The 24,499-nt window shown below is 57.5% G+C and carries 25 protein-coding genes; 13 read left to right on the top strand and 12 right to left on the bottom strand.

All coding sequences use genetic code 11. The annotated features are described in order from the left end of the window. Positions 1-153 precede the first annotated feature (153 nt). Both AM218_RS04085 and AM218_RS04080 read left to right on the top strand, forming a co-directional pair. Positions 154-870: a 3-ketoacyl-ACP reductase gene (locus AM218_RS04085; RefSeq protein WP_054412084.1), complete on the top strand. Its 717-nt coding sequence runs from the start codon at positions 154-156 to the stop codon at positions 868-870. Between the two features lie 221 nt (positions 871-1,091). After that, positions 1,092-1,922, top strand: a complete 831-nt coding sequence (locus AM218_RS04080) for an ion transporter (protein WP_054412082.1) — start codon at positions 1,092-1,094, stop codon at positions 1,920-1,922. A 69-nt stretch (positions 1,923-1,991) separates the two neighbouring features. Here AM218_RS04080 and AM218_RS04075 read toward each other — a convergent pair whose 3' ends face one another. The 3 genes from AM218_RS04075 to AM218_RS04065 all read right to left on the bottom strand — a co-directional run bounded on the left by AM218_RS04075 (position 1,992) and on the right by AM218_RS04065 (position 3,565). Further along, positions 1,992-2,546 (bottom strand): GAF domain-containing protein, encoded by a 555-nt coding sequence (locus tag AM218_RS04075; RefSeq protein ID WP_054412080.1) that lies wholly within the window; start codon positions 2,544-2,546, stop codon positions 1,992-1,994. 146 nt (positions 2,547-2,692) lie between these two features. Next, entirely contained in the window at positions 2,693-3,151 is a 459-nt protein-coding gene (locus AM218_RS04070) for a hypothetical protein (RefSeq protein WP_054412079.1), read from the bottom strand. Between the two features lie 48 nt (positions 3,152-3,199). Further along, entirely contained in the window at positions 3,200-3,565 is a 366-nt protein-coding gene (locus tag AM218_RS04065; RefSeq protein ID WP_054415273.1) for a glyoxalase superfamily protein, read from the bottom strand. Between the two features lie 231 nt (positions 3,566-3,796). On the opposite strand from AM218_RS04065, the gene AM218_RS04060 reads away from it, so the two are divergent. Continuing rightward, positions 3,797-4,732, top strand: coding sequence for an NmrA family NAD(P)-binding protein (locus tag AM218_RS04060; protein WP_231717542.1), 936 nt, complete (start codon positions 3,797-3,799; stop codon positions 4,730-4,732). Between the two features lie 148 nt (positions 4,733-4,880). On the opposite strand, the gene AM218_RS04055 is transcribed toward AM218_RS04060, so the two are convergent. Further along, positions 4,881-5,960, bottom strand: coding sequence for a DUF5694 domain-containing protein (locus AM218_RS04055; protein WP_157547514.1), 1,080 nt, complete (start codon positions 5,958-5,960; stop codon positions 4,881-4,883). Between the two features lie 290 nt (positions 5,961-6,250). Here AM218_RS04055 and AM218_RS04050 point away from each other — a divergent pair, with 290 nt between their 5' ends. Next, positions 6,251-7,381 carry a TlpA disulfide reductase family protein gene (locus tag AM218_RS04050; RefSeq protein WP_054412075.1) on the top strand — a complete coding sequence of 377 codons (1,131 nt, stop codon included), beginning with the start codon at positions 6,251-6,253 and terminating at the stop codon, positions 7,379-7,381. Between the two features lie 97 nt (positions 7,382-7,478). Here AM218_RS04050 and AM218_RS04045 read toward each other — a convergent pair whose 3' ends face one another. The 6 genes from AM218_RS04045 to hutU all read right to left on the bottom strand — a co-directional run bounded on the left by AM218_RS04045 (position 7,479) and on the right by hutU (position 13,790). Further along, complete coding sequence (locus AM218_RS04045) at positions 7,479-7,958, bottom strand: hypothetical protein (protein ID WP_157547513.1); 480 nt, start codon at positions 7,956-7,958, stop codon at positions 7,479-7,481. A 129-nt stretch (positions 7,959-8,087) separates the two neighbouring features. Further along, positions 8,088-8,582 carry an anthrone oxygenase family protein gene (locus AM218_RS04040; protein WP_054412073.1) on the bottom strand — a complete coding sequence of 165 codons (495 nt, stop codon included), beginning with the start codon at positions 8,580-8,582 and terminating at the stop codon, positions 8,088-8,090. 70 nt (positions 8,583-8,652) lie between these two features. Beyond that, positions 8,653-9,447, bottom strand: a complete 795-nt coding sequence (locus AM218_RS04035) for a helix-turn-helix transcriptional regulator (protein WP_054412072.1) — start codon at positions 9,445-9,447, stop codon at positions 8,653-8,655. Positions 9,448-9,697: 250 nt separating this feature from the next. Further along, positions 9,698-10,615, bottom strand: coding sequence for an NADPH-dependent F420 reductase (locus AM218_RS04030; RefSeq protein WP_197274014.1), 918 nt, complete (start codon positions 10,613-10,615; stop codon positions 9,698-9,700). A 23-nt stretch (positions 10,616-10,638) separates the two neighbouring features. Next, the gene (locus AM218_RS04025; protein WP_231717585.1) at positions 10,639-11,397 is read right to left on the bottom strand and encodes an abortive infection family protein; all 759 of its coding nucleotides are present in this window, start codon (positions 11,395-11,397) and stop codon (positions 10,639-10,641) included. A 629-nt stretch (positions 11,398-12,026) separates the two neighbouring features. Then, the gene (hutU, locus tag AM218_RS04015) at positions 12,027-13,790 is read right to left on the bottom strand and encodes a urocanate hydratase (RefSeq protein WP_197274012.1); all 1,764 of its coding nucleotides are present in this window, start codon (positions 13,788-13,790) and stop codon (positions 12,027-12,029) included. A gap of 294 nt (positions 13,791-14,084) precedes the next feature. Between hutU and AM218_RS04010 the strand changes: the two genes are divergently transcribed. Further along, the gene (locus AM218_RS04010) at positions 14,085-15,029 is read left to right on the top strand and encodes an MBL fold metallo-hydrolase (RefSeq protein WP_054412064.1); all 945 of its coding nucleotides are present in this window, start codon (positions 14,085-14,087) and stop codon (positions 15,027-15,029) included. A gap of 287 nt (positions 15,030-15,316) precedes the next feature. Here AM218_RS04010 and AM218_RS04005 read toward each other — a convergent pair whose 3' ends face one another. Both AM218_RS04005 and AM218_RS04000 read right to left on the bottom strand, forming a co-directional pair. Further along, positions 15,317-16,120 carry a DUF4097 family beta strand repeat-containing protein gene (locus AM218_RS04005; RefSeq protein WP_054412062.1) on the bottom strand — a complete coding sequence of 268 codons (804 nt, stop codon included), beginning with the start codon at positions 16,118-16,120 and terminating at the stop codon, positions 15,317-15,319. A gap of 165 nt (positions 16,121-16,285) precedes the next feature. Further along, a complete protein-coding gene (locus tag AM218_RS04000) occupies positions 16,286-17,203 on the bottom strand; it encodes an arginase family protein (protein ID WP_054412060.1) in 918 nt (305 codons plus the stop codon). A 169-nt stretch (positions 17,204-17,372) separates the two neighbouring features. Between AM218_RS04000 and AM218_RS03995 the strand changes: the two genes are divergently transcribed. From AM218_RS03995 to rluF, 8 genes are all read left to right on the top strand, one after another. After that, complete coding sequence (locus tag AM218_RS03995) at positions 17,373-17,828, top strand: hypothetical protein (RefSeq protein ID WP_054412058.1); 456 nt, start codon at positions 17,373-17,375, stop codon at positions 17,826-17,828. 55 nt (positions 17,829-17,883) lie between these two features. Continuing rightward, complete coding sequence (locus AM218_RS03990; protein ID WP_054412056.1) at positions 17,884-18,747, top strand: SDR family NAD(P)-dependent oxidoreductase; 864 nt, start codon at positions 17,884-17,886, stop codon at positions 18,745-18,747. A gap of 107 nt (positions 18,748-18,854) precedes the next feature. Then, complete coding sequence (locus AM218_RS03985; protein WP_054412054.1) at positions 18,855-19,589, top strand: YebC/PmpR family DNA-binding transcriptional regulator; 735 nt, start codon at positions 18,855-18,857, stop codon at positions 19,587-19,589. A gap of 494 nt (positions 19,590-20,083) precedes the next feature. Continuing rightward, complete coding sequence (locus AM218_RS03980; protein WP_082318056.1) at positions 20,084-21,157, top strand: serine hydrolase domain-containing protein; 1,074 nt, start codon at positions 20,084-20,086, stop codon at positions 21,155-21,157. Positions 21,158-21,298: 141 nt separating this feature from the next. Continuing rightward, the gene (locus AM218_RS03975) at positions 21,299-22,315 is read left to right on the top strand and encodes a proline iminopeptidase-family hydrolase (protein ID WP_231717541.1); all 1,017 of its coding nucleotides are present in this window, start codon (positions 21,299-21,301) and stop codon (positions 22,313-22,315) included. Between the two features lie 110 nt (positions 22,316-22,425). Next, positions 22,426-22,833 (top strand): hypothetical protein, encoded by a 408-nt coding sequence (locus tag AM218_RS03970; protein ID WP_054412048.1) that lies wholly within the window; start codon positions 22,426-22,428, stop codon positions 22,831-22,833. 3 nt (positions 22,834-22,836) lie between these two features. After that, positions 22,837-23,184 (top strand): hypothetical protein, encoded by a 348-nt coding sequence (locus tag AM218_RS03965; RefSeq protein WP_054412046.1) that lies wholly within the window; start codon positions 22,837-22,839, stop codon positions 23,182-23,184. A 114-nt stretch (positions 23,185-23,298) separates the two neighbouring features. Next, entirely contained in the window at positions 23,299-24,420 is a 1,122-nt protein-coding gene (gene rluF / locus AM218_RS03960; protein WP_071843688.1) for a 23S rRNA pseudouridine(2604) synthase RluF, read from the top strand. Positions 24,421-24,499 lie beyond the last annotated feature (79 nt).

Raw genomic sequence — 24,499 nt, 5'->3', positions numbered from 1 at the left:
GTGCCTCCCCTGCCCCGCCGGCCCTTCACTTGCCTGATCTGCAAGCAACCAGACACCTCTGTGCGGTCATTCTCAAAAGAAACAGGCATCGGCAGCAACCCTGGCCGCTGGCCTCGGTTATACACTACCATTATTCATTCATCTCAACACTACATGGAATCACTTACCGGGAAAGTAGCACTGGTTACGGGCGCGGGCAAAGGCATTGGCCGGGCCGTGGCTATTGCGCTGGCGCAGGAAGGCGTGCACATGGGCCTGCTGGCCCGCACCGAAAGCCAGCTTAAAGAAGTGGCGAAGGAAATAGGAGCCTTAGGCGTGAAAGCAGCCGTAGTAACCGCCGATGTAGCCAACCGCGAGGCAGTGGAAGCCGCCGTAGCGCAGGTGAAGGCCGAGTTGGGGCCCATTGATATTCTTATCAATAATGCCGGCATTGGCACCTTTGCCAAGCTAGTAGATATGCCGCCCGCAGAGTGGGAGCATATTGTGCAGGTAAACCTGATGGGCACCTACTACGCCACCCGCGCCGTGCTGCCGGACATGATTGCCCGCGAAACCGGCGACATCATTAACATAGCCTCTACAGCCGGCCAGCGCGGCGCCGCTACCACCAGTGCGTACAGCGCCTCCAAGTTCGCTATTCTGGGTCTCACTGAGTCCCTGATGCAGGAAGTGCGCAAGCAGAACATACGAGTATCGGCCCTCACGCCCAGCACCGTGGCTACGGAGCTGGCCATCAGCAACAACCTGACCGATGGCAACCCCGAGAAAGTGATGCAGCCGGAAGACCTGGCCGAGTTCATGATTGCCCAGCTAAAGCTCAACCGCCGCATCTTTATTAAAGAAGCGGGCATGTGGTCTACCAATCCGTAGCAAACCCTTGAGCCATTGCCGGCAAAAGCCGGCCACCGTTTGAGTGACGGTGGCCGGCTTTTCCGTTTCAGCAGGACTTTCCCGGCTTTGGGGCAGTCGGGAAAATGGCTCCGGTTATTTTTTCCGGCAGCACCGGGGGCTTTCGGCTCATCATGAGCTTGTTATGTAAGTTAGAGTTACTGAACTTCTACGGCGTAGCGTAGCCTCATTCCCTGCTCTGTATGGACATCCGCCCCCGCGAACAAGCTGCTAAGTGGCAGCAAAACGCTTTCCGCATCATCTTTGAATCGGATACGCCGGCCGGCCGCGCTTTCGATATTCTCCTGCTGCTGGCCATTGTGCTGAGCGTGCTGGCCGTGATGCTGGAAAGTGTAGCCAGCATTGCGGCCCGGTACGGGCATTATCTGCAGGCCGTGGAATGGTTTTTCACGGCGCTGTTTCTCGTAGAATATATTATTCGGCTGGTGGTGGTGCGGCGGCCGCTCTCCTACGCCCTGAGCTGGCTGGGTATTATTGATTTTCTGGCCATTGCGCCCACCCTGGTGTCCTTGCTGCTGCCGGGCAGCCGCTACCTGCTGGTAATCCGTACGCTGCGGCTGCTGCGAGTATTCCGCATTTTTAAGCTCGGCCGCTTTATGGGCGAGGGCGAGTTTATAGCGGCCGCCCTCAAGGCCAGCCGCTATAAAATACTGGTGTTCCTGACGGCGGTGTTTACCCTGATTATAGTGATAGGCACCCTGATGTATGTGATAGAGGGCGGGCGGCATGGCTTCACCAGTATTCCCATGAGTATTTACTGGGCCATTTTAACCGTGACTACGGTAGGCGGCGGGGATGCTTCGCCCGCAACCGTGCTGGGCCAGAGCCTGGCCTCCGTGCTCATGATTGTGGGCTACGCTATTATAGCCGTACCCACGGGCATCGTCTCAACCCATATGAGCTTATTGGCCCCCGCCTTGGCGAAGTTCAAGCAGCAACGGTGCCACGTGTGCCGGGCTGATGGGCACCGCCCCGACGCCAGGTACTGCTGGCACTGCGGCGAGAAACTTTAAGGGGTGCAGGGAAAGTCCTCCGCCTGGCGTTCAAGTAGTCTCATCCAGACTTTCCCGGCACCAGCCCAACTAAGAGGCTACGGCTTCTCTGAACTTGCGAAGCTCGGCCGTGCGTTGGGCATTTTCGCCGATGGCCGTGCGCACGGCCAGGCGCAGCTCTATTTCATCCATTACAATGGCAGCCATATCCTGCAGCATCAGCTTCTGGGCATCGGTGAGGTAGCGCGGTTTTTGGTCGATGATGCAGAACGTGCCCAGGTTGTGGCCATCGTGGGTAGTGAGCGGGGCCGCGGCATAAAAGCCCAGCCCCAGTTCGCCGACCACCAGCGGGTTGGCCAAAGCACGAGGATCCTGGCGCGCATCCTCTACTATATAAAGCTCATGAGAGAGAACTGCGGAGGAGCACAAGCCGGGCACCCGGTCAATCTGCTGCACCTCTACCCCGTAATGCGACTTAAACCAGATGCGGTCGGTATCGACGAGGCTGATGATGACGATGGGCATGTTGAACACCTTCGCGGCCAGTGCCGTCATGCGGTCAAAGGTGCCATCGGCGGGTGTATCCAGGATATCGTAGCGTTTGAGCGCGGTAATACGGGCGGTTTCCGTTTGTGCGTTATTCATACCAATGGGTGTATAGTGCGGGTTTCATAGCAGGGTTAATATACCAAATCTAAATCTTTCAAACACACAACTAACGGTATATTACTATATGTAAACCCAATATTAAAAGCACTACAGACGAGCTTGTTAGCGGTTAAAAATACGCTTTACAACCCCGGGGCCGCCATTGCGGTGTAGGATTGCCCCAGTAAAAAATAAGCCACCAAAGCTGCTACAAAAACCAGATAAAGGCCGGCTGCCCACCGGCGCGGCGCGCCCAGCAACAGAGCCAGTGAAATGACCGGAATGAGGACGCCCATCAGCAGTGAAACGGCCACGTAGCCCAAGCCCGTAGTCCGGCCCATCTTTTCCAGTACGGTGATGTTGTAGTTGTAAAAATGCTGACCGGCCGCGCCCAGCCGGAAATGCCGCAGCAGAAACAGGAAAACCAGCAGCTGCGCCAACAATACCGGCCAGAACCGTTTATCCCGCCACACTACCAGCAGTATCCAGCTGAGTGGCACCAGCGCGCAGTATACCAGAATATTCAGCTCGGCGTAAGAAAGCCCCGTTGCCTGGCAAGCGAGGAGAAACAAGGCCACAATGCCCTGGAAAAGCTGATTCATACCCGCGGTTAGCCCCTCGCGCCAAAGCCCGCCCGCAGAGCCAATGGCTTAAACAGGTACTTCGGTAAAAGTCAGCCGGTTGCCGAAGGGGTCTATGACTTCCATTTCCAGGGCCCGGGCATTCCAGGCGGGCACGTGCAGGCCGGGGCGGTTGTAGCGGTAATCTTTTGCCAGCAGCTGTTGGTGATACTCGGCCAGCCCCGCAAAGTCAATTACCCGAATCCGGGCGCCGGGGCTACAGTCGCCGTGGTGCTCCGAGAGGTTCAGCGCCACGCCTGCTAACGATACCTGTACATAGGCCGGAGCATTGGTCGGCTGATCGGCCCAGTCTACTGCGAAGCCGAGCCAATCGACGTAGAATTCCAGGGCTTTGGCGTAATCAAAAATGCGCAGAATGGGAACGAGGGTAGGCATAGCGCCCAAAGTAAAGAACTCTTTTTTAAGTGAGCCGGCCGCCGGAATGAATTGAGAAAGGATAAGTTCGGGGAACAAAGGTCTTTTGGCTGGCCCCAATCATAAAGCCGGTGTACAATTTTACAAAAGGCCCTAACTTTTACGGGGGTGCTAAGTTGAACTGGCCAATGGAGCATCAACTCCTCCGCCCCGACAAACAGATATATATCTCAAATTTTTAAAGCTCCGATTTTGGCCGAACCGCAACCCGCGTCTCCCAACACCCTACAAGCAGCACCCGCCACCGTTGTCCTGGCCGGCGCTACCGGCGCCCTGGGCCTGCTGATTGCGCACTTCCTCCGGCAGCGCGGAGCCACTGTGCGGGCGCTGGTGCGCCCGGAATCCAGCGCCACGGCCGAAGCCACTTCATTGCGGCTGCAGGGTGTTTCGGTGGTGGAAGTAGATTACCACAACGTAACGCAGCTGACGCAGGCGTGCGCGGGTGCCAGTTGCGTGGTATCGGCGTTATCCGGGCTGCGCGACGTGATTTTGGACGCGCAGACGCGGCTGCTGGAAGCGGCGGTGGCGGCGGGCGTACCGCGCTTCATTCCCTCCGATTACAGCATCGATTTCACCAAGCTCCCCGAAGGCTCCAACCGCAACCTCGACCTGCGCCGGGAGTTTCAGCGGCACCTGGATAAAGCCCCGATTCAGGCCACTTCCATCCTCAACGGCATGTTTACGGACCTGCTCACGGGCCAGGCTCCGGTTATTCTGTTTGGGCCGAAGCGGGTGGTGTATTGGGGCAATGCCGACCAGCCCCTGGATTTCACTACCATGCAGAACACCGCCGAGTTTACGGCCGCGGCTGCCCTGGATGCCTCCACGCCCCGCTACCTGCGCGTGGCCGGCGAAGTAGCCAGCATCCGCGGGCTGCAAGCGGCCGCCAGTGCGGTAACGGGTCATGAGTTTAAGCTGTTTCGCGTAGGCAGCCTGGGGGCTTTTGGCACCGTCATCAAAATAACTAAAGCCCTTATGCCCGCCAGCAACGACGTATTTCCGCCGTGGCAGGGTATGCAATACCTGCACAACATGTTCAGCGGCCTGCCCAAACTGGAGCCACTGGATAACGCCCGCTACCCGGAAATCCGGTGGACATCGGTGCGGGAGGTGCTGGCGAAAAAGTAACGCCCGCGCGGTTCTTTCACGGCTACTTTTTCTCCCTTGCCCTACTGCATCAAGCATGGATATACCAAAGCTGTGAGCAATTGAAAAGGCCCGCCTGCATCAATTATGCGGGCGGGCCTTTTCAATTGCTCAACAACCTAGTTCTTGCTTACGGCAGGTCGTTATAGGTGCTCACGCGCACGTTAGGCATGTTTCGCAGCAGACGCTGCATCACCATGGTGTGCGCTGAACCTACGGCCACTACCACCCGGCTGGCCCCCTGCTCCCGCGCCTGGCGGACGATATTGTCGCACATGCCCTGGTTACGCAGCTCCCACTGGGCTTTCATAGCGCGCACGGCCTGCGTAGGAAAGCCGGGCGCTGCATAGAGAGGCTCGTCGCCAAAGAAATTCAGCTTATCAGAGAGTGTCCCCATTTCGGGCATATTCATGGCCCGGTAGGTAGCCTCCTGGGTGGCTGGGGCTTCCAGGTAGGCGAAGTACGCTGGCTTGATAGCAGCAATCTGGCGGAAGGTAGCGGCCTGCGCCGTGGTAGAATCCTGCTTGAAGCCGGCCTGCAGGGCAATGTACTGCGTGTAGGCCTCGCTTGACGCTTTATCCCAGGCCGCACTGTAGCGCTGGCAATCCATAGCGTAAATCTGGTCCTGCCCCAGCTCCTGCAGCAACGGGAAGAAAATTTTATGGTACTCGGTGAGCGGGCGCACCATCTTCGCGGCTTTCCGCAGGGAGTCAGCTGAGCCAAATGCCTGTAAGTAATAAGTCTGGTCGGCAGGACTTAGGTTTTTCTTGAAGGTTTCCTCCAGCAGAAAAAGCTGATACTCGGTATTGCCCCGGTCGTAGGTGTAGGCGTAGTGCCGGGCCAGGTCAATGCGCTGGTGATGCAGCTGCGGTTTTTTGCGCAGTTTGCGCCGCGCGGTAGCAGCAGCCTTGGCCGTGAGCGGCGCAGTGGTCAGCGCCTGGCGCTTCATGTATTGCAGGCGCCGCTGGAAAGGCACCCCTACCGATTCGCCGGCTGGCATCTGCCGCGCATCGGCAGCGGTGAGGTACTCCCCAAATACCATGTCAGGACGGTAAACTTTCAGCTTGTCGATAATGGGCCGGTACAGGGAATCGGGCCCGCCGTTGTAGTGCGAAGTTCCCACAATTACTACCTCCAGGGGCTTTTGGGCTGATACCGAGTGGGCCGCTCCGCACAGGACTAACCAAAGGAGAAAAAGACGTTTATGCATGAATAGTGATGATGGGAATGAGATTCTAAACACTAATAATGTGGCAATGATAAGGATATAATTTGCCTCTTACCTCAGTTAGCGTACTTCGCAATACGAGCCTTCCCGCCTCTTATTGCTGGTGAGTCTGTTCACACCTTGCAGGCGCGTAATGAGGAAGATTAATTACGGAGATGCATTGTCCGTAACAGGGCAGCAATCTTTCGGGCTTTTATCTAACACCCCTATCCTTTTACTGAGATAATCGACTACATTTCCGCTACTTATTTCCCTTATCTCATTCTCTATTTATGAAAAAACTACTGCTGGGCTTTATAGTAGCCATTCCATTCCTGACCCAGGCCCAAAGCCCCATTCCCTACACCCTCAAAGGCAAGATTAGCAAGCTCACAGCGCCGGCCAAAATCTACCTGCTGCGCGGAGATTTAGTCATGGATTCCACCACCCTGAAAAATGGGGCGTTTGAATTGAAAGGCACCACTGATGTTCCCAAAGAAGCGGAGCTGGTGTTGCAGCGGGATGGGCGGCTTAAGAATGCCTATTCCGGCTCTACAGATCGGAAGCGGGTGTTTTTGGAGCCAGACCCTATTAAGCTTTCCAGCCCCGATTCCCTGATTAATGCCACCGTAACGGGAGGCACGGCTACCCAGGACTATCTGCGGCTGCAAGCCAGCCTCAAACCGCTAACCAGCAGAATAAAGGCTATAGGAGCCGAGTTTGGGAAGGCCTCGGAGCAGCAGCGGCAGACGCCGGAGTTTCAGGCGCGGATGCAGGCGCAGGGAGAGGCCGTTACGAAAGAATACGCCCAACGCTACCTAGCCTTCATCAAAGCCAACCCCAACTCCTGGGTGAGCCTGGACGCCCTGAGCAATATGCGCATGATGGTGCTGCCGCAATACGCGGAAGTGGCTCCGCTCTACGATGCCTTCAGCCCCGCCCTCAAGAACAGTGTAACGGGCCGGGAGTATGGTAAGCTGGTGCAGGCGTTAAAAGACGTGGCCATTGGCGCGCAGGCACCCAACTTCACCCAGACTACCCCCGACGGCAAAACCGTTTCACTGGCCGACTACCGCGGCAAATACGTGCTGGTAGATTTCTGGGCCTCCTGGTGCGGCCCCTGCCGCGCCGAAAACCCGGCAGTTACCAAGGTGTACCAGGAGTTCAAAGGCCGCAACTTCGACATCCTGGGTGTATCGCTCGACAAAGAAAATGCCCGCGACAAATGGGTAAAGGCTATTGCCGACGACCAACTAACCTGGACGCAGGTTTCGGACCTGAAAGGCTGGCAGAACGAAGTGGCCCAGCGCTACCACGTGCAAAGCATTCCGCAGAACTTCCTGATTGACCCCACCGGCAAAATTGTGGCCGCCAACCTGAGAGGTGCTGATTTGAAGACTACCTTGGCAAAGTTTATTAAGTAAGCCATACTACCTGAAGTAACAGGCATCTACCACACAAAACGGGCCTGCCGAACTGGATTCGGCAGGCCCGTTTTGGTGGGCTGACTATGGTAAGCTACTACAACAATATCCACTTAAACACGATGCCTTGTGCCGCATCGGGTGTCACATCCCGCTGCCGGGATTCGGATTTGGCAGACGCCGGCGGCAGGTAAGGCTGTAGGGTACCATCGGCGGATACCACGCGCAGGTTCTTGTAGGGAATGAAGACGTAGACATAGTCGCCGGACCGGGAATGGGGCATGAAGCCCCGCAAATCTGCCTGGGGTTGCTTTACGAGCAGTGTGGGTAAAAGGGGCCGTCCGCCGCGCACCAACGTTATTTCGGCGGCCGTAACCCGGTAGCTTACCTTCTCCCGGCATTCCGGATCAGACGTGATTTGCAGCCGTATGCCGGGAGCCATGGCGCTGCCCGTGGCGGGTATTTCCACGCCGTTGCGCAAGACCTTTAGTACCGGTTTGGGGCAGCCCCCGGCTTGGGCGGCTGCTACAGAGGCGGTGGTCAGAAAAAGGAGCGGTAGTAATAGGTTTCTTAACATGATAGGAATGGAGATAAACGGTATAAAGTAAGCCGAAATCTGCTTTACCGCAGAAACTCCATTCCCGTAATCTCATCGGATTACAGCACCCCGAAAATGCGCCAGCGGAATAGCACACATTTTCCCGGGCTACGCTCTGGCCAGCTCTGCCGGCTGGGGTGCAGTGTAGGTGCGGTGCAGGGCCAGCGCCGAGCACACCACGCCGGCCGCTACCAGCACCGTCCGGAACCAGTTGGTGGTGCTCCACTCCTGCCACACGTTTTTCAGCATTTGCTGATCCGTGGTGCCCGATTCAAACATGATGGCATTGCGGGGGTAGAAATACTGGAACGTGAGGCCTTCGGCCAGGAAATACAGCAGAAAGGCTCCGATGAGAAACTGACGGGTCTTGCGCCCGCTTGTCCAGAACAGCACCACGCACAGTAGCCCCAGCCCCTGGTTGAGCGGAGAGAATATCCGGAAGAAATTGCCGGGGTTGGAAGCCTTGTAGTACTCCCGGGCCACGTCCATGGAATAGGGAATATTATTTCCCCAGGAGGGCGCGTCTACAATGGAGCTGTAGATGTTGGTGAGCATCAGGCCCGAGGCCACCACGAGCGAGGCGAAAAGGAAGGTGCGTTTCATAGCGGTAGGTTGTTTGTTTCTACAAATATCCTGCGCCCTGAAACCGGGAAATTGTATATATCGGACAACTTTAGTGGAACAGGTGCCCGGGCCGCTGGCTGCGCTGGTGCCGGTAGTGGCCCGGCGGCATATTGGTGTAGTGCCGGAACTCCCGGATAAAGTGCGCCTGATCGTAAAAGCCACTCTCCAGCCCCACATCCGTCAGGCTTTTGTTGGGTTGATGCAGGGCCTGCAGCGCACTCAGGTAGCGCCGGTACCCCAGCAAAGCCTCCGCCGACATGCCAAACAACTCGTGCGCCTTCCGGCTGAGCTGCCGCGGCGAGTAGCAAGCCCGGGCCGCCAGCTCCGTAACCGAGGCCGCGGCCGCCGCACTGCTGAGGTACCCGGAAACCACCGCATCCGACACGGGCACGGCCTTAAGCTGGCGCTGCACCCAGGCCTCTATGAGGGCCCGCCGCCGGGCAAAGGTGCCGGCCTCCGCCAGCTGGCTCGTCAGCGCCTCAAAGTCCGGGCTTAGCAACCGCAGATCGGTAATGCTGTTGAGAAACTCGCCGGCGGGCACCTTCAGCAGCTTTCTGACGGCCAGCGGCGTGAGCTGCACCCCAAACAGCGCCTGCGCTGGTGGCGCCTGCAGCTGCAGCGGCCGGGTGGTAAGCCCACTGATAAAGCACGCAGATGTGGGCTGGGCCTGGGCTTCCGGCCCCACCGCCACCTGCAGGGTGCCTGCAAAGCTGAAAATCAGCTCAATAATTCCTTTCGGCAGAATGGTTTCCTGCCGATGCGCGGGCAAGCCCTCCACCTGCCACATGGCCGTTACGTAGGGCCCCACGCTGGTATGGGCGCAGGCATAGTGCTGGGCTTCCATGAGGTAGTAGGCTAGTGGACTTGGAATATATCTGGTAGCAATTTCAAGTATATAGTGCAATATAAATATAATCAATACCAGAAGTCAATGCCCGGTTAAGATGGCTTTACCCTAACGTAAAGCGCCGCCCACGTTTCCATGGGCGGCGCAAAATTGGTTAGCCGCTGGTGCGGCAAGAGAGGTACAACCTCCCACGTAAGGCCGGGCACGAGCTATACACCCGCGCCAGTTGGGGGTTTCCGGCAGCCGGCTATTGCAGCTTGATGCCTTGCGCCGCCATGGCCTGTTCCTGCTGAGCGTGGTTGGCCAGGTATTCGCCGTGCTGGGCCTCTGTGCGCTCAGTACCCAGGCTAGCCAGGTTCTCGCGCAGCTTGTCGGCGGGCATATCGGCGCCGTACGAGGGGGTGCCGGGCTGCTGCCGCCACGACTGGTGCAGGGTGCCGGCGTCCACGGCGTCGAAGCCTAGTTCCTCTACCAAGGCCATTACTTTCTGCTTGGCGGCGGCATCGTCGCCGGCTACGGGCAGGGAAATGCGGCCGGGCGTGCCGGCGGGCTGGCCCTTCTCCACAATGTGGTGGGCGTAGATGTTGTTGAACACCTTCACCACCGGGCGGCCCAGGTGCTGCTGCACCCATTCGCTTTCAGTCAGGCTGCCGCTTTCCAGCTCCGGCATCTTGCCGTCGCGCAGCATGGGGTAGTAGTTGCTCGTGTCGATAACGGGCACGTCGGCGGCCACGCCCTCGAACAGTTCTTTGGGCAGGTCGGGAATGTTTTTCAGCGGAATGGTTACCACGATGAGGTCACTGCCGTGGCGGGCGGCTTCCTTGGCCGTTACGGGGGTAGCGCCGGTTTTCCGGGCTACGTCCTGCAGCGTCTCGGGGCCGCGGGAGTTGGCAATGTATACTTTATGGCCGAGGCTGGTAAGCCGCACAGCAAGGGCGCTGCCGATGTGGCCGGCGCCAATGATTCCGATGTTCATAGTTGGGATAGTTTGTATGGTTTGCGCGCCGGCACTGCGCCGCCGCAGGTAGCTAAACAGCGGAAGCGGGGATTTGCTTTTTTCTTCTTGGGATGAGTTAGAACGAACAACACCGCCTGAGGTGACTCGGGCGGTGTTGTATAAGTTTGCGGGTGACGAATGGGTAAAAAAGCCCTTTCCTCGAGGCATAAAGTCGCTATGGTGAAAACATGCTAATTTTTTTCTATAAAATTTATATATCCAATCAATCCAGATATATTATTAAATATTAAAATACTTTCATGATAATTTAGGACAGGATTATCATGAGCATAACTGGCATTATTCCGCACATGATTAAATTCGTCTATAATACTAATCGATGATTTCATAATCTTTATTGACATCTTAGATTGTATAACCCCTTTGCCCTCGATAAATTTCACATACTTACCGAACAAGCCATGCAGAGTTTCTTCTTTTTGGTAGGTTAATCCATACTTAGTGCATAAAGTCCTGAAGAATTTTACTAAAAAAGTATACAGTCTATCTAAAGCTGTTTCCGGCATTCCTTGTTCAATAGCCTTTCTAATCAATACTGCCAATCTATTAAAATCTTCATCATCGTTATTAGCTTCTATTGCATCTAACTGCTCAACAAGGGAAGTACCTTGTAACCTATCTACGATTTTACCAGCTTCTTGCAGTGATCTTTCTTCTATGTCGTCGAACGAAGGATGGAGCTCACCTTTACGCACATTAATATACCCAATAAAACCTTCTAGTAATTTACTGACTTGATAATCACTCTCCACTGACCAGAATTCGCGAATCTTCTTTGCTTTAGACCCACCACTCAAACTGTACTTCGCATCATGTATATCCAACTCATTAGTAGAAGCAACAAAGTGCTGCAAAGTATTGTCGTTAAAGTCTAGCACATAACCACTACCCATTTTTAAAATCTTTTCCAATTTTGCTCTTTCAACCACAGTCAAACTCGACATAAATTCAATCTTAAAGACATTAATGAACAAATATTTTTTTCAACAATCTATGTCATGTATTGCGGAAATTATTTGCAGCCCGTGGCGGCGTGATGAAAGGCATCTATACCAGAGCCAATAGTGTGCATACAACACAGAAGTTTATAGCCTTATATTATCCACTTATCCGTTATACAAGACTTCATATGATTCTTCAATGAATCAAGACTTATCCATTCTTTCCCTATTTTTTCCACTTGTTTGCGTAGTGTAAGTTCATCCTGCGCATATACTTTAACCTCACTCCCGGCGTCAAGAGCAGAATTAATTTTTTTTACCAGACTTGGCCGAAATACATTTTTGCTTTCATTATACATCCATGCCAACTGGAATGTACTCGAATACTTACCATATGCTACAACATGGTCATCCTGTAATACTAAGTATATCCCTCCATATTGATGTAGAAAAGCCTCGTTCAGAACTTTGCACTTTACTACGGGAAGCCCTAAGTGAACAGCGCCATTACCTGAAATCAGTTGAAGTATTGGCTTGAAATTGTGTGAACAGAAGTTAATCATCAGGTAAGGTTGACAACGTAATATTATGAGTGCATCAGTGGGATTAGCTTTTACCTACTCCCGCCCCGGAATCTTCACTCCGCGCTCCTCGGCTACCTGCTGAGCCAGCTCATACCCGGCGTCGGCGTGGCGGAAGACGCCCATGCCGGGGTCGGTGGTGAGCACGCGGCGCAGGCGCTCGGCTTTTTCGGGGGTGCCGGTGGCCACGATGACCATGCCCGCGTGGGTGCTGTTGCCGATGCCCACGCCGCCGCCGTTGTGGATGGATACCCAGTCGGCGCCGGAGGCCGTGTTGGCCAGGGCGTTGAGCAGGGGCCAGTCGGCCACGGCGTCGGAGCCGTCCTTCATGCCTTCGGTTTCGCGGTTGGGCGAGGCCACGGAGCCACAGTCGAGGTGGTCGCGGCCGATGACGATGGGGGCCGAGACTTCGCCACGGGCCACCAGGTCGTTGATGACCAGGCCGAACTTTTCCCGCTCGCCGTAGCCCAGCCAGCACACGCGGGCGGGCAACCCAATGAAGGGCACCTTGGCCTGGGCTTTCTCAATCCAGCGGGCCAGCATCTTGTTGTCGGGGAAGGTTTCCAGCAGGGCGCGGTCGATGCGCAGAATGTCCTGCGGGTCGCCGGAGAGGGCGGCCCAGCGGAAGGGGCCTTTGCCCTCGCAGAACAGCGGGCGGATGTAGCCAGGCACGAAACCGGGATACAGGAACTGGCCTTTTTCGTCGCGCACTTTCAGGCCGCCTTTCTCGGCCTGCCCGCGCAGGTTATTGCCATAGTCGAGGGCCACGGCGCCGGCGGCCTGCATATCAATTATGGCCTGGCAGTGCTTTACAATGGCCTGCAGGGCTTGGCGCTTGAACTCCTCGGGGTTGTCCTTGCGCAGCTGCAGTACCTGGTCAATGTCGCCCTCGGGAATGTAGTCCATCAGGTCGTGGGCCGAGGTCTGGTCGGTCACGATGTCGGTCTGGAAGCCGCGCTGCAGCAGCTCGGGCAGCACGGTGGCGGCGTTGCCGGTGAGGCCGATGCTCCAGCCTTTGCGCGCCTGCTTGTACTGCTGGCACAGCTCCAGGGCGTGGCTTAGGTCGCGGGCCTGCTCATCGAGGTAGCCTTCCTGCACCTTCTGCTTTACGCGGGCATCAATAGGCTCTATTACCAGGCACACGCCGTCGTTCATGGTCACGGCCAGCGGCTGGGCGCCGCTCATGCCGCCGAGGCCGGCCGTGACGGTGACGGTGCCGGCCAGCGTGCCGTTGAAGTGCTTGTCGCCCACGGCGGCGAAGGTTTCATACGTACCCTGCAGAATGCCCTGGGTGGCAATGTAAATCCAGGAGCCGGCCGTCATCTGCCCGTACATCATCAGGCCCAGCTTATCCAGCTCATCAAAGTACTCCTGGGTGCTCCAGGCGGGCACCAGGTTGCTGTTGGCAATGAGCACGCGTGGGGCGTGGGCCCAGGTGCGCACCACGCCCACCGCCTTACCCGACTGCACCAGCATGGTTTCGTCGGCTTCCAGGTTTTTGAGGGTGCGCACAATGGTCTGGTACTCCTTCCAGTTGCGGGCCGCGCGGCCGGCGCCGCCGTACACAATCAGCTCATCATACACCAGGCTCACGGCCGGGTCCAGGTTGTTTTCCAGCATGCGCAGGGCGGCTTCGGCCTCCCAGGTTTTGCAGCGCAGGGTGGTGCCGTGCATGGCCTTCACCGTTTCCTCGGGCTTGTACTCGTAGTACATGGGCCGCGTGGCGGGCAGGCTTACTTCCGATGACTGGCTATTGGCTTCGAGGTTGAGCTCGGGGGTTTCCAGGGCAGAGTGTGGCATGGGTGGGGAGTTTGGGGAGTGTGGGGAGCGGCGAAGTTAGAGTTTTTGCCTTTGCCCTGAAGTGCTTTTTACTGGTTACTACGCTTCCTCTTTCCCGTCATCCTGAGCTGGCGAAGGACCTTCTCCCGCTGGAACGAGTGGTTGTTACGCTTGACATTCAGCGGTGAGGAGGTCCTTCGCCCGCTCCGGATGAACGAATAAGCAGAACTGCTGAAAGTCCACCGTTAGAAACCCTAATCCCAGCCCCGGAATCTGCGTATTGCCAGAAGCATACATCTATCAACTGATACCATTATGGAACAGGTAGCCGCTGGCATTACCCAGCTTCGCATTCAGCGTTTCGTGAATCTGTATTTTGTGGAAGCCGGCGAGCCGGGCGAATGGGTGCTGATTGATACCGGCCTGCCGGGCAGCGAAGAAACCATTAAGAAAGCAGCCGCCAAGCTATTTGGGGCCGAAAGCAAGCCCAAAGCCATATTTCTCACGCACGGCCACCTGGACCACGCCGGCTCGGCACTGGCCCTGGCCGAGTATTGGCAGGTGCCCATTCATGCCCACGCGCTGGAGCTGCCGTTCCTCACCGGCCGGGCCGTATACCCGCCCGCCGACCCCACCGTGGGCGGCTCCCTGGCCTTTGTATCCCGGTTTTTCCCACCCCAGTCGTTTCAGTTTGATGGCCACGTGCAGGCGCTGGCCCCCGACCTGCACGAGCCGCCTTTTATGCCCGGCTGGCAGTGCATACACGTACCCGGCCACGCCCCGGGTCAGGTAGCCTTTTTCCGCCACGAAGACGCCACCCTGCTGGGGGCCGATGCCTTTGCCACCACCGAGCACGACTCCGTGCCAGCCGTGCTGCTGGGTATTCCACGCATCAGCCGCGCGGGCACACCGTTTAATACTAACTGGCAGCAAACCTGGCAGTCAGTGGCCAAGCTGGCGCACCTGCGGCCCAACGCCATTGCCTGTGGTCATGGCCCGGTTATGCGTGGCCCGCACTTGGCCGATCAGCTGCTGGAGCTTTCCACGCACTTCCCCATTCCCAAGCAGGGCCGTTACGTGCACCACCCCGCCCGCACCGACGAAAACGGCGTGGAATACCTGCCCCCGGCCCCCGCCGATACGCTACCCGTGCAGCTGGCCCTGGTGGGCGGGGTGGCAGCCCTGGTAGCCACGGCCGTGTGGTGGTGGAGCTCTCACCACCGCCGCGTGCGAACCACGCAGCATGAGTGGGCGCTATAACCCAAAAGTAAGGCCCGCCGGAGTGTTCCGGCGGGCCTTACTTTTGGGTTGATCAGATTATGAATTTATCAAATGCTGAAGCTGTACGGTAATTCAAAAAAACTGTCATCCTGAGCCTGCGAAGGACCTTCTCACGCTAGCAAAAGTCGTTGTCACGTTTATCGTTCTTCGGTGAGAAGGTCCTTCGCCAGCTCAGGATGACAAACGATAAAATAATCGTTTCGTGCTGAGTAGAGCCGTGACTGGATTAATTCTTCAGGGTTAGTCAGGCAACATATAAGGGCAGCTTATTGCTGATTGACTTTGATGCCGCCGTTGGTGGTTACGGCCTTTACCGGGGCGCCGCCCTGGCCGAGGCGGGCGGTAATTTCCTTACTCAGCATGCCGGTTTTGGTCACGGGCAGGTCGCCGCTGATGCCGCCTATGTTGGTGCTGGTGTAGAGCTGGGCCGAGTAGTTTTTGGGCAGCTCCCAGGTAATGCCGCCGTTGGTGGTAGATACATCCAGCCCTTTGCCTTCCCACTTAGAGCCGGCCAGTTTAATGTGCAGGCCGCCATTGGTGGTGTTGCCTTTCACGTAGCCCGCCACATTATTCAGGGAGATGCCGCCATTCACCGCGTCAAACTTGATGTTGGACCGCATATCATCGATCTGGATACCGCCATTCACGGTGTTCATGGCCAGGGAAGTCTGGCGGGGCACAAATACCTCATAGCTCACGGCCCAGTTATCCCCCAGCGGGCTGGAAGGGCCTTCGGCGCGCAGCTTGTCGTTTTTAGTGCTGATGCTGATAGCGGCAGCCCGCTTGCGCGCCTCTTCTTCCGACTTAGCCCAGGTAGTTACCTTGGCCCGTACCCGCACATCTTTCCCATCCCAACCGTGTACGGTAATGCCGCCGTTGGCGCGCCCATCAATGGTGAGCGTAGCCGACGAGGCCGGGGCTTCCATGGTCAGGTCGCGGGTTTCGCAGAACTGCTTGTTAGAGCCGGAGGAGTTTTTATCGTGGCAAGTGCTGGTGAAAGCCGGGGCCGTTTGGGCGGTGGCGGATAATGCGGCCAGGCCGAGCAGCAGGGCAATGCAGGTAGTTTTCATAGCAGGCATACAGGTAGTGAAGTAAGACGAAAAAGCCCCGCAGGGAGACTTCGATGCTATAGATTGCAGCGGCCCTGAAATCGTTGCCTGCGCTTATATTTTTATCATAATTTTTATAGGTACGCGAGGATATAGCAACATTTGAGAAGCCTCCGTCTTCCGCTGCTAATGCTTCTGCAGCCGGCTGGCCAGCCCCGTGAGGAAAGCCGTGATAATGGTGGCGGCCAGGCGGGCGGTTTGGTTGTCGCGGTCGAAAATGGGGTTCAGCTCCACTACTTCGAACAGGCGCACAAAAGGGTCTTCGCCAGCTAAAAAAGCGGCTTCCACGGCCTGGTGCGGGGTAAATCCCTCGGCGCTGGGGGCCGACACGGCGGGCGCATAGGCTTCGGCTACTCCGTCTATATCGAAGCTCACGAAAGCCGGGCCGGTGGCGGTGGCCTGGTGCAGGGCTTCCAGCATGGCCGCCTCCATCCCACCCTTCCGCACCTGGGCCAGGGGTACAATATGCGCCATCCAGGCCCGCAGGAACTCAATGTCTTCCAGCGTATTCAGGTTAGAATGCAGGCCCAGTTCCGTGAAGCGCGTGCCGTCCAGCTGGCCTTCGCGCAGCAGCTTGCCAAACGGAGTGCCGCTGCTGATCAGGTCGGGCCGGTGTTTTACATCGGCGTGGGCATCCAGGTTGATGCCGCCCACGGGCTTTCCGCCTTCCGCGTCGAACAGGCCGCGCACGGTGCTGTAGGTGCCATCGTGGGAGCCGCCCAGCACCACTACCAGCGGGTACTGGCGCAGCAGCCCGGCCAGGCGCTGGCGGATGGTTTCGTGGTTGGCGGCGTGGTCGGGGTGGCGCAGGGGCAGGTTGCCGGCATCGGCAATGCGCAGGTTATCCAGGGAGACGTGGTGCTCCAGGTTGTAGGTTTTGTGGTAGCGGCGCAGCTCCCGCCGAATGGCATCGGGGGCACCCACCGCCCCGGCGCGGCCGCCTTCCAGCACGGTACCAAAATCGAGGGGCAGGCCCACGAGGCAGACGTCAGCCTGGGGCAGCTCGTCGGCGGGGCGGATAAGTTCACGGAGGAAAGTGGCCATGCGCCAAATATATCGGGTAAGCCGACTTATAGGGCTTCTCTGCTTTAAAACCAGCAGCACTGCGTGCCCGGGAATAGGTGGTTTCACGCAGCAGCCCGAACAGCTCAACCCCGGCAACCTCCGCTTATGCAATTTCAGCTCTCTACGGGCCGGCGTGCTATCTTTGGATATGATGCGCTCTATCCTCTCCGTTTTAAGTCTACTGCTGGCTTTGTCGGCCACCACGGCCCAAGCCCAGCCGGCGGCCCCCAAAGCCACCCAGTACGTGGCCAGGCCCACGCCTTCTTTCTTTACTACCTATACCTACCTCAGCTATTCTATTTTGGATAAAGCCACCAGCCCGGACCCCATGCCGGCCCGCGGCGTAGGCGGCACGCTCACCCTCCGCCCCGATGGCACCTACCAGAAGCACCTCACGCTGGCCATGAACGGCACTACCATGCCCTTTGACCAGGCGGGCCGCTTTACGTTTGCCGCCAACCACATCAGCTTTTCCTACACCGATAAAAAAGGCCAGCCCCGCACCGATGAGGGCATTTTTCAGCTGCGCAACGGCATGCTCACCATTACCCTGCAGGGCTACCCGGCCACCAACCAGAGTATCTACACGCTGCAGCAGCCATAGTATTTCCGGGCCGGAACAGTTTTCACAATCCCCTTAGCTCCTTAGCTTGTAGCTTATGCAGACTTCCCTTCCTTCTGTGCTTATCACGGGCGTATCGAGCGGCGTAGGGCTGGCCACGGCGCAGGCCTTTCTGCGCCAGGGTTACCGTGTTTTTGGCAGCGTACGGCAGGAGGCAGATGCGGAGCGTTTGCGCACGGAGCTGGGCGAAGCTTTTGTGCCGCTGCTGTTTGATGTGACGGATGCCGCCGCCATTGTGCGGGCCGTGGCGCAGGTGGAGCATGCGCTGGACGGAGAGCCGCTCCGGGGGCTCATTAATAACGCCGGTATAGCGTTTGGCGGCCCCCTGCTCTATCAGCCCATTGACGTCATCCGGCAGCATTTTGAGGTAAATGTGCTGGGTTTGGTGCAGGTTACGCAGGCGTTTCTGCCCATGCTGGGGGCCCGCGAGGGTTTTCAGGGGCAGCCGGGCCGGGTTCTGGTCATTGGGTCGGTAAGTGGGCAGGTAGCCGCGCCGTTTATGGGGGCCTATGTGGGCGCCAAGCATGCCCTGGAAGGCCTTACGGCTTCGTGGCGCAGGGAATTGCAGCTGTTTGGGGTACCCATGGTTCTTATCGGGCTGGGCGTAACACAAACGCCCATCTGGGATAAAGGCATTGATTTAGAGCCGTATCGTGACACGCTGTACCATGCGCCGGCTCAGCGCTTTGTGCGGTTTATTAACCGCACCCGCAAAACGGCCCTCACGCCGGAGTACGTGGCGGCCAGGCTGGTGCACATCATGGAAACGCCGCGCCCCAAGGTGCGCTACACCATTGCCGCCGAGTTGTTTCGGGCCTGGATTGTGCCGCGCCTACTGCCCGCCCGGATGCTGGACCGGCTGCTGGGGCGTAGTTTGGGACTGGCCCCAGCCCGCCCATAGCTTCTGCATTGCGCCTGCCCGGGCTTTCTGCTAACTTGCGCCCCTTTCGGCCCCACCCGTGCCGGTAGGGGCACTCTCCAATTCACCAATTCACCAATTCACCATAGATGGGACGCGCGTTTGAATTCCGCAAAGGCCGCAAAATGAAGCGCTGGGACCGGATGTCCAAGGACTTTACCCGCATCGGGAAGGAAATTGTAATGGCCGTGAAGGAATCGGGACCCAACCCCGATACCAACTCCCGCCTGCGCACGGCCATGCAGAACGCCAAAGGCGTGAACATGCCCAAAGACCGGGTAGATGCGGCCATTAAGCGGGCCAGCAGCCGCGAGGAAAAAGACTACCAGGAAGTGGTATATGAGGGTTATGCCCCCCACGGCGTGGCCATCGTAATTGAAACCGCTACCGACAACCCCACCCGCACGGTAGCCAACGTGCGCATGTATTTCAACCGCGGCAACGGCGCGCTGGGTACGGCCGGTTCTTCCGACTACACCTTCACGCGCAAAGGCGTGTTCAAACTGGCCGCCGAAGGCCTGGACCTGGACGAGCTGGAGCTGGAGCTGATTGACGCCGGCGCCGAAGACGTGTACAAGGCCCAGGACGAGGACGAGCACGGCAACGTGAAGGACCTCATTGTGGTGGAAACGGCCTTCTCCGATTTCGGCATGATGCAGAAAGCCCTCGACGAAAAAGGCCTGCCCGTGCTTTCCTCCCAGCTGCAGCGCGTGCCCAACACCACCGTACACCTGGAAGGCGAAGAGCTGGAAGAGGTGATGAACCTGATTGAAAAGTTTGAAGAGGACGACGACGTGCAGGCCGTGTACCACACGCTGGGCTAGAACTGTCATTCCGAGCGAAGCGAGGAATCTGGGTTAGAGCTACTGTAAGTCTTTACCCAGATTCCTCGCTTCGCTCGGAATGACAAAAAGCGGGCTGCTCCGGTTGGAGCAGCCCGCTTTTTGTTTTGAAGCTGTGCAGGAAGCCCCCTGAACGTCATGCAGAGCGCAAGCGAAGCATCTCGCGTGCTGATGTTGCCAAAGTAATTGTCATGCTGAGCACAGCCGAAGCATCTCGCCCACTTCGTTGCAATGGTATACCACACTAGCGAGATGCTTCGGCTGCGCTCAGCATGACGTTGTTTTTACTCAGTCTGACCGGCTTTTCATGATGTTCTTTTCCAACAGAGTCAGCACGCGAGATGCTTCGCTTGCGCTCTGCATGACCAGATTTTATTCAGCTTCCTAAACACCTTCTTCACCCGCAGGCAACCGCCAGCTCCCCTCCGGCATCTGAAAGCCAAACTCCCTTCCGCCGACTACTTCCTCCCAGCTGCATGCCCTCCAGAATTTACCTTATCCTGCTCTTATTGCTGCTGAGTAGCCTGACGGCCACCGCCCAACAAAAAGAGCTGGCCGCGCTCCTAAAGCAAAAGCAGGTAACCGGCATTCAGCTGGTGTACACGAACAACAACCACGTAAAAAACTACGCCCTCGGGTATCAGCATGCAGATACCCGCCGGGCGCTGACGGCCCGCACTACCATGCAGGCGGCCTCCCTGGGCAAGGTGGTGCTGGCCTACGTGGCCCTGCGCCTGCACGACCGGGGCCTGCTGGCCCTGGACAAGCCCCTGCTCTCCTACTACCCCTATCCGCGCCTGCAAAATGAGCCCCGCGCCGATAAAATCACGGCCCGCATGGTGCTCACGCACTCCAGCGGCCTGCCCAACTGGGCCGAAAACCCACTGGCCGAAAGCTGGAAAACCTCGGCCCTGCACCTGAAATATGCGCCCGACAGCTGCTGGAATTACTCCGGCGATGGCTTCGTGCTGCTGCAAAAAACCCTGGAGCATATTACCGACAGGTCGTGGGAGCAGCTGGCCCGGGAGGAGGTTTTTATTCCCCTGAAAATGCCCAACAGCAGCTATGTATGGCAGCCGCGTTTTGCCATAAATGCCGCCACCGGGCACAACAAGGCAGGAAAGCCCACCGAAATTCGTCGGTTTACGGAGCCCAACGCGGGCTTCAGCCTGCTCACCACCGCCACCGACTATAACCAATTTGTACAGGCCCTTTTGGCGGGCACCGGCCTGCAACCGGCCACGCACCAGTTCCTCCTCCAACCCGCTAGCGCGGCTAACCGCTGCGGCGCCACCCTCACCCCCACCGATGCCGATATTGCCTGGGCGTACGGGCTGGGGCTGGCCAACACTACCCACGGCCCTGCCCTGTGGCACTGGGGGAGTAACGATGATTTCGAAGGCTTTTTCATGGTGTTTCCCGACCGGAAAGAAACCCTGCTGTTCCTGACCAACAGCGGCAACGGGCTGAAAATAGCAGATGACGTATTGCGGCTGTTTTGCGGCCCCGGCAACTATAAGGCCCTGCAATGGCTGGCCGAGGAGAAGTAAACCACCCCGGGCGGAAGCGCTAAGCAGGTCGCCCGGGCAGGCTTTGGGAAGGGCGGGAATTATAGCTAGGTTTATTGCCTGTTCTCATCCCCACCTCCCATGCTAAAAAATCTACTCGCAGGTTCTCTGCTCTGCCTTACAATGGCCTCTGTTTCCTGCACCCCGCAAAAGCAGGAAACCGCTTCTGATTCTACTTTGGCTTCCTATTTCACCAGCCAGGAAACCGGCGTGCAGGATGGCGGCGTGCAGATGATTCCCATTACCACCCCCAAGGGCAAGTTCAACGTCTGGACCAAGCGTTTCGGCAACAACCCTAAAATGAAGGTGCTGCTGCTGAACGGCGGCCCCGGTGCCACGCACGAGTACTTTGAGTGCATGGAAAGCTTCCTGCCCAAAGACGGCATCGAGTTTATTTACTACGACCAGCTGGGCTGCGGCAACTCCGATAACCCCAAGGACACGGCCATGTGGAGCCTGCCGCGCTACGTGGAAGAAGTGGAGCAGGTGCGCAAAGCCCTGAACCTGAACAAGGACAACTTCTACCTGCTGGGCCACAGCTGGGGCGGCATTCTGGCCGCCGAGTACGCCTTCAAATACCAGCAAAACCTGAAAGGTCTCATCATTTCCAACATGATGATGAGCATTCCGGCCTACGGCAAATACGCCGACAACGTGCTGGCCAAGCAGATGAAGCCGGAAGTGCTGAAGGAAATCCGGGAGATTGAAGCCCGCAAGGACTTCCAGAACCCGCGCTACATGGAGTTGCTGATGCCCAACTTCTACGTGGAGCATATCTGCCGCATTCCCCTGGACCAGTGGCCCGAGCCCATTACCCGCTCCTTCAGCAAAATGAATCAGTCCTTGTACGTGACGATGCAGGGCCCCAGCGAGTTTGGCGTATCCGGCAAGCTCCTGAACTGGGACCGGGTGCCCGACCTGCCCAAGCTCTCGGTGCCCGTGCTCAGCATCGGCGGCAAGTACGATACCATGGACCCCGAGCACATGCGTATGGTGGCCCAGAAAGTGCAGAACGGCACTGCTCTCATCTGCCCCAACGGTTCGCACATGAGCTTCTACGACGACCAGCAGACCTATATGGCCGGCCTTACCAAGTTTATTCTGGGCGTGAATAAGGGCGAAAAGAAGGTGCAACTGTAAGCTGAGTCACCCTGATTTTCTATCCCTGCTGCCGTGCCTGCATTACTTATAAGGCAGCCTCCTGACTATAATTTACCCTAAACGCCCAAAACTGCGGCATCAATCTATCTATGGAATCTACTATCGAAACTCCCAAACCCCCGCTGTATTCTGCGCAGGCAATCCGCATGTTTTCCATTCTCTTTAGTGCGGTAGTAGGAGGCGTGCTGACGGCCCAGAACTTCAAAGCGGTTGGGCGCTTCGATGCTGCCCGAAAGGCCTTATGGGGGAGTATTATTTATACCGTTCTTGTGCTCGTAGTGGTTTCCTACCTGCCTGAGCGCGCCAGCAATAGCAGCGCCATTGGAGTAGTGACGGGTTTAATTGGAGGCTTGGCCCTAACGGCTTATTCCGACAAGGTAATTCCGGAAAACGGCGAATTTCCAAAGAAGAAAGTCTGGAAGCCCTTGCTGATTTGCCTGCTCATTTTCGTGCCCCTTATTGCCCTGATAATTTACTTTCTGTCGCTTCAATCGTAAATAATGCCTGTTCCCTATCACTGGCTTTTCTTTCTTGAAAACGATACAACCAGCATCGTCGAGATTAAGCGCACTGATTTACCCGGCGAGCAGAACCCCGATAAGGTGTATCACTGGTTGTTTTTTGAAAAGCAAAGCCATCTGCTGCATAAGCTGGAGTTTGTTTCCATGAACGCCCAGCCCGATTTTCAGGAGCGCACTTTTCAGCAGGGTCAGCTTCGGTTTACCGCCGAGGCAGGCACTTTTACAGATCAGCTAACCGGCCGGCAGCAGGCGCTGCAAGTGGGCCGCCCGGCAGAATTGCCCGAGGATTTAGGCCGCGCCATAGCCGTGTATTTGCAGGCGTTGTAGCGCTACCTCACTTCCGCCGTATCTTTGTGGCTCGCTGCGTGGCTTTGGCTCCGGCGGGCCACGTTGTTTGTGGTCGTTTTCCGTTTCCTTTCCTTGCCCCGAATTCCCAGCAGTATGGCCACTCGTCTCAATAAATACATCAGCGAAAGCGGCATCTGCTCCCGGCGGGAGGCCGACCGCCACATCGAGCAGGGCAACGTGTTCGTGAACGGCAAGCGCGCCAACATCGGCGACCAGGTATCCGGCAAAGCCCGGGTGGTGGTGAACGGCAACGTAATTGAGCCCCGCGCCGAGGAAGATGCCGTGTACATTGCCTACAACAAGCCGCCCGGCATCACTACCACCACCGATACCGGCGTGAAGGACAACATCATCCGGGCCATTAAGCACTCGGTGCGCATCTTCCCCATCGGCCGCCTGGATAAGGAGTCGCAGGGCCTGATTCTGCTGACCAGCAACGGCGACATCGTGAATAAAATCCTCCGCGCTGGCAACAAGCACGAGAAGGAATACATTGTGATGGTGGACAAGCCTATTTCCGACCTCTTTATTGAGAGCATGGCCAATGGCGTGCCCATTATGGGGGTGATGACGCAGAAATGCGAGGTAAAAAAGGAAACCAACTACATCTTCCGCATCACGCTTATTCAGGGCATGAACCGCCAGATCCGGCGCATGTGCGAGCATTTCGGCTACGAGGTGGTGCAGTTGGAGCGTATCCGGGTGATGAACATCAACATCAAAGGCCTGGGCCTGGGCGAGTGGCGGGAGCTAAAGGAAAAGGAGCTGAAAGTACTGTTTGAGATGCTGGAGGACTCCAAAGGCACCGATGACGGCGCCCTGCCCCGCCGCAGGAAATCCACCTCCACCGCCGAGCAGTGGGCCGACCGCCCCAGCCGCAAAACCGCCAAGCCCCGCACCCACGTGCCCGAAGGCGAAGCGCCCCGCGCCGCCCGCAGCAAGCCCGATGCCGGGGCCTGGGTAGAAAAGCCAACGCCTGGCCGCAAGCCGGCCGCGCCTAAAGGTCTGGCCACGGCCGGCCGCTCGGCGGGCTCCGGCCGCCCCACGGGGCCGGTAGGTCCACGCCCGGGCAGTGCCGCCACCGGCAAACCGGGTCGGCCAGCGGCTACCCGGGGTACGGGTGCCGGCCGGAGCACAGGAGCCGGCCGCAGCGCCGCTTCGGCGCCCAAAGGCAAAACCAGCAGCCGGGGCACCCGGGGTGCCGGCCGGAAATAACAAGCAGTAGCGCATGTTGTCGGCCACAACCGGCAGAGAAAAACATATAAATATCAGGCTGATTTAGGCAAAGTCTAAA

The sequence above is a fragment of the Hymenobacter sp. DG25A genome (genome assembly GCF_001280305.1).
Lineage (GTDB): Bacteria > Bacteroidota > Bacteroidia > Cytophagales > Hymenobacteraceae > Hymenobacter.
Note: the sequence above shows the minus strand (reverse complement) of the source record. Positions and strands in the feature narration are given on the sequence as shown.

Coding starts and splice junctions, on each gene's coding strand:
- AM218_RS04000 (WP_054412060.1), bottom strand. CDS start 17,203: ATGGCCACTTTCCTCCGTGAACTTATCCGCCCCGCCGACGAGCTGCCC.
- AM218_RS04055 (WP_157547514.1), bottom strand. CDS start 5,960: ATGCATAAACGTCTTTTTCTCCTTTGGTTAGTCCTGTGCGGAGCGGCC.
- AM218_RS04045 (WP_157547513.1), bottom strand. CDS start 7,958: ATGTTAAGAAACCTATTACTACCGCTCCTTTTTCTGACCACCGCCTCT.
- AM218_RS04040 (WP_054412073.1), bottom strand. CDS start 8,582: ATGAAACGCACCTTCCTTTTCGCCTCGCTCGTGGTGGCCTCGGGCCTG.
- AM218_RS03980 (WP_082318056.1), top strand. CDS start 20,084: ATGCCCTCCAGAATTTACCTTATCCTGCTCTTATTGCTGCTGAGTAGC.
- hutU (WP_197274012.1), bottom strand. CDS start 13,790: ATGCCACACTCTGCCCTGGAAACCCCCGAGCTCAACCTCGAAGCCAAT.
- AM218_RS04010 (WP_054412064.1), top strand. CDS start 14,085: ATGGAACAGGTAGCCGCTGGCATTACCCAGCTTCGCATTCAGCGTTTC.
- AM218_RS04075 (WP_054412080.1), bottom strand. CDS start 2,546: ATGAATAACGCACAAACGGAAACCGCCCGTATTACCGCGCTCAAACGC.
- AM218_RS03995 (WP_054412058.1), top strand. CDS start 17,373: ATGATGCGCTCTATCCTCTCCGTTTTAAGTCTACTGCTGGCTTTGTCG.
- AM218_RS03985 (WP_054412054.1), top strand. CDS start 18,855: ATGGGACGCGCGTTTGAATTCCGCAAAGGCCGCAAAATGAAGCGCTGG.
- AM218_RS03965 (WP_054412046.1), top strand. CDS start 22,837: ATGCCTGTTCCCTATCACTGGCTTTTCTTTCTTGAAAACGATACAACC.
- AM218_RS03975 (WP_231717541.1), top strand. CDS start 21,299: ATGGCCTCTGTTTCCTGCACCCCGCAAAAGCAGGAAACCGCTTCTGAT.
- AM218_RS03970 (WP_054412048.1), top strand. CDS start 22,426: ATGGAATCTACTATCGAAACTCCCAAACCCCCGCTGTATTCTGCGCAG.
- AM218_RS04050 (WP_054412075.1), top strand. CDS start 6,251: ATGAAAAAACTACTGCTGGGCTTTATAGTAGCCATTCCATTCCTGACC.
- AM218_RS03990 (WP_054412056.1), top strand. CDS start 17,884: ATGCAGACTTCCCTTCCTTCTGTGCTTATCACGGGCGTATCGAGCGGC.
- AM218_RS04085 (WP_054412084.1), top strand. CDS start 154: ATGGAATCACTTACCGGGAAAGTAGCACTGGTTACGGGCGCGGGCAAA.
- AM218_RS04035 (WP_054412072.1), bottom strand. CDS start 9,447: ATGGAAGCCCAGCACTATGCCTGCGCCCATACCAGCGTGGGGCCCTAC.
- AM218_RS04030 (WP_197274014.1), bottom strand. CDS start 10,615: ATGCCTCGAGGAAAGGGCTTTTTTACCCATTCGTCACCCGCAAACTTA.
- AM218_RS04070 (WP_054412079.1), bottom strand. CDS start 3,151: ATGAATCAGCTTTTCCAGGGCATTGTGGCCTTGTTTCTCCTCGCTTGC.
- rluF (WP_071843688.1), top strand. CDS start 23,299: ATGGCCACTCGTCTCAATAAATACATCAGCGAAAGCGGCATCTGCTCC.
- AM218_RS04065 (WP_054415273.1), bottom strand. CDS start 3,565: ATGCCTACCCTCGTTCCCATTCTGCGCATTTTTGATTACGCCAAAGCC.
- AM218_RS04005 (WP_054412062.1), bottom strand. CDS start 16,120: ATGAAAACTACCTGCATTGCCCTGCTGCTCGGCCTGGCCGCATTATCC.
- AM218_RS04080 (WP_054412082.1), top strand. CDS start 1,092: ATGGACATCCGCCCCCGCGAACAAGCTGCTAAGTGGCAGCAAAACGCT.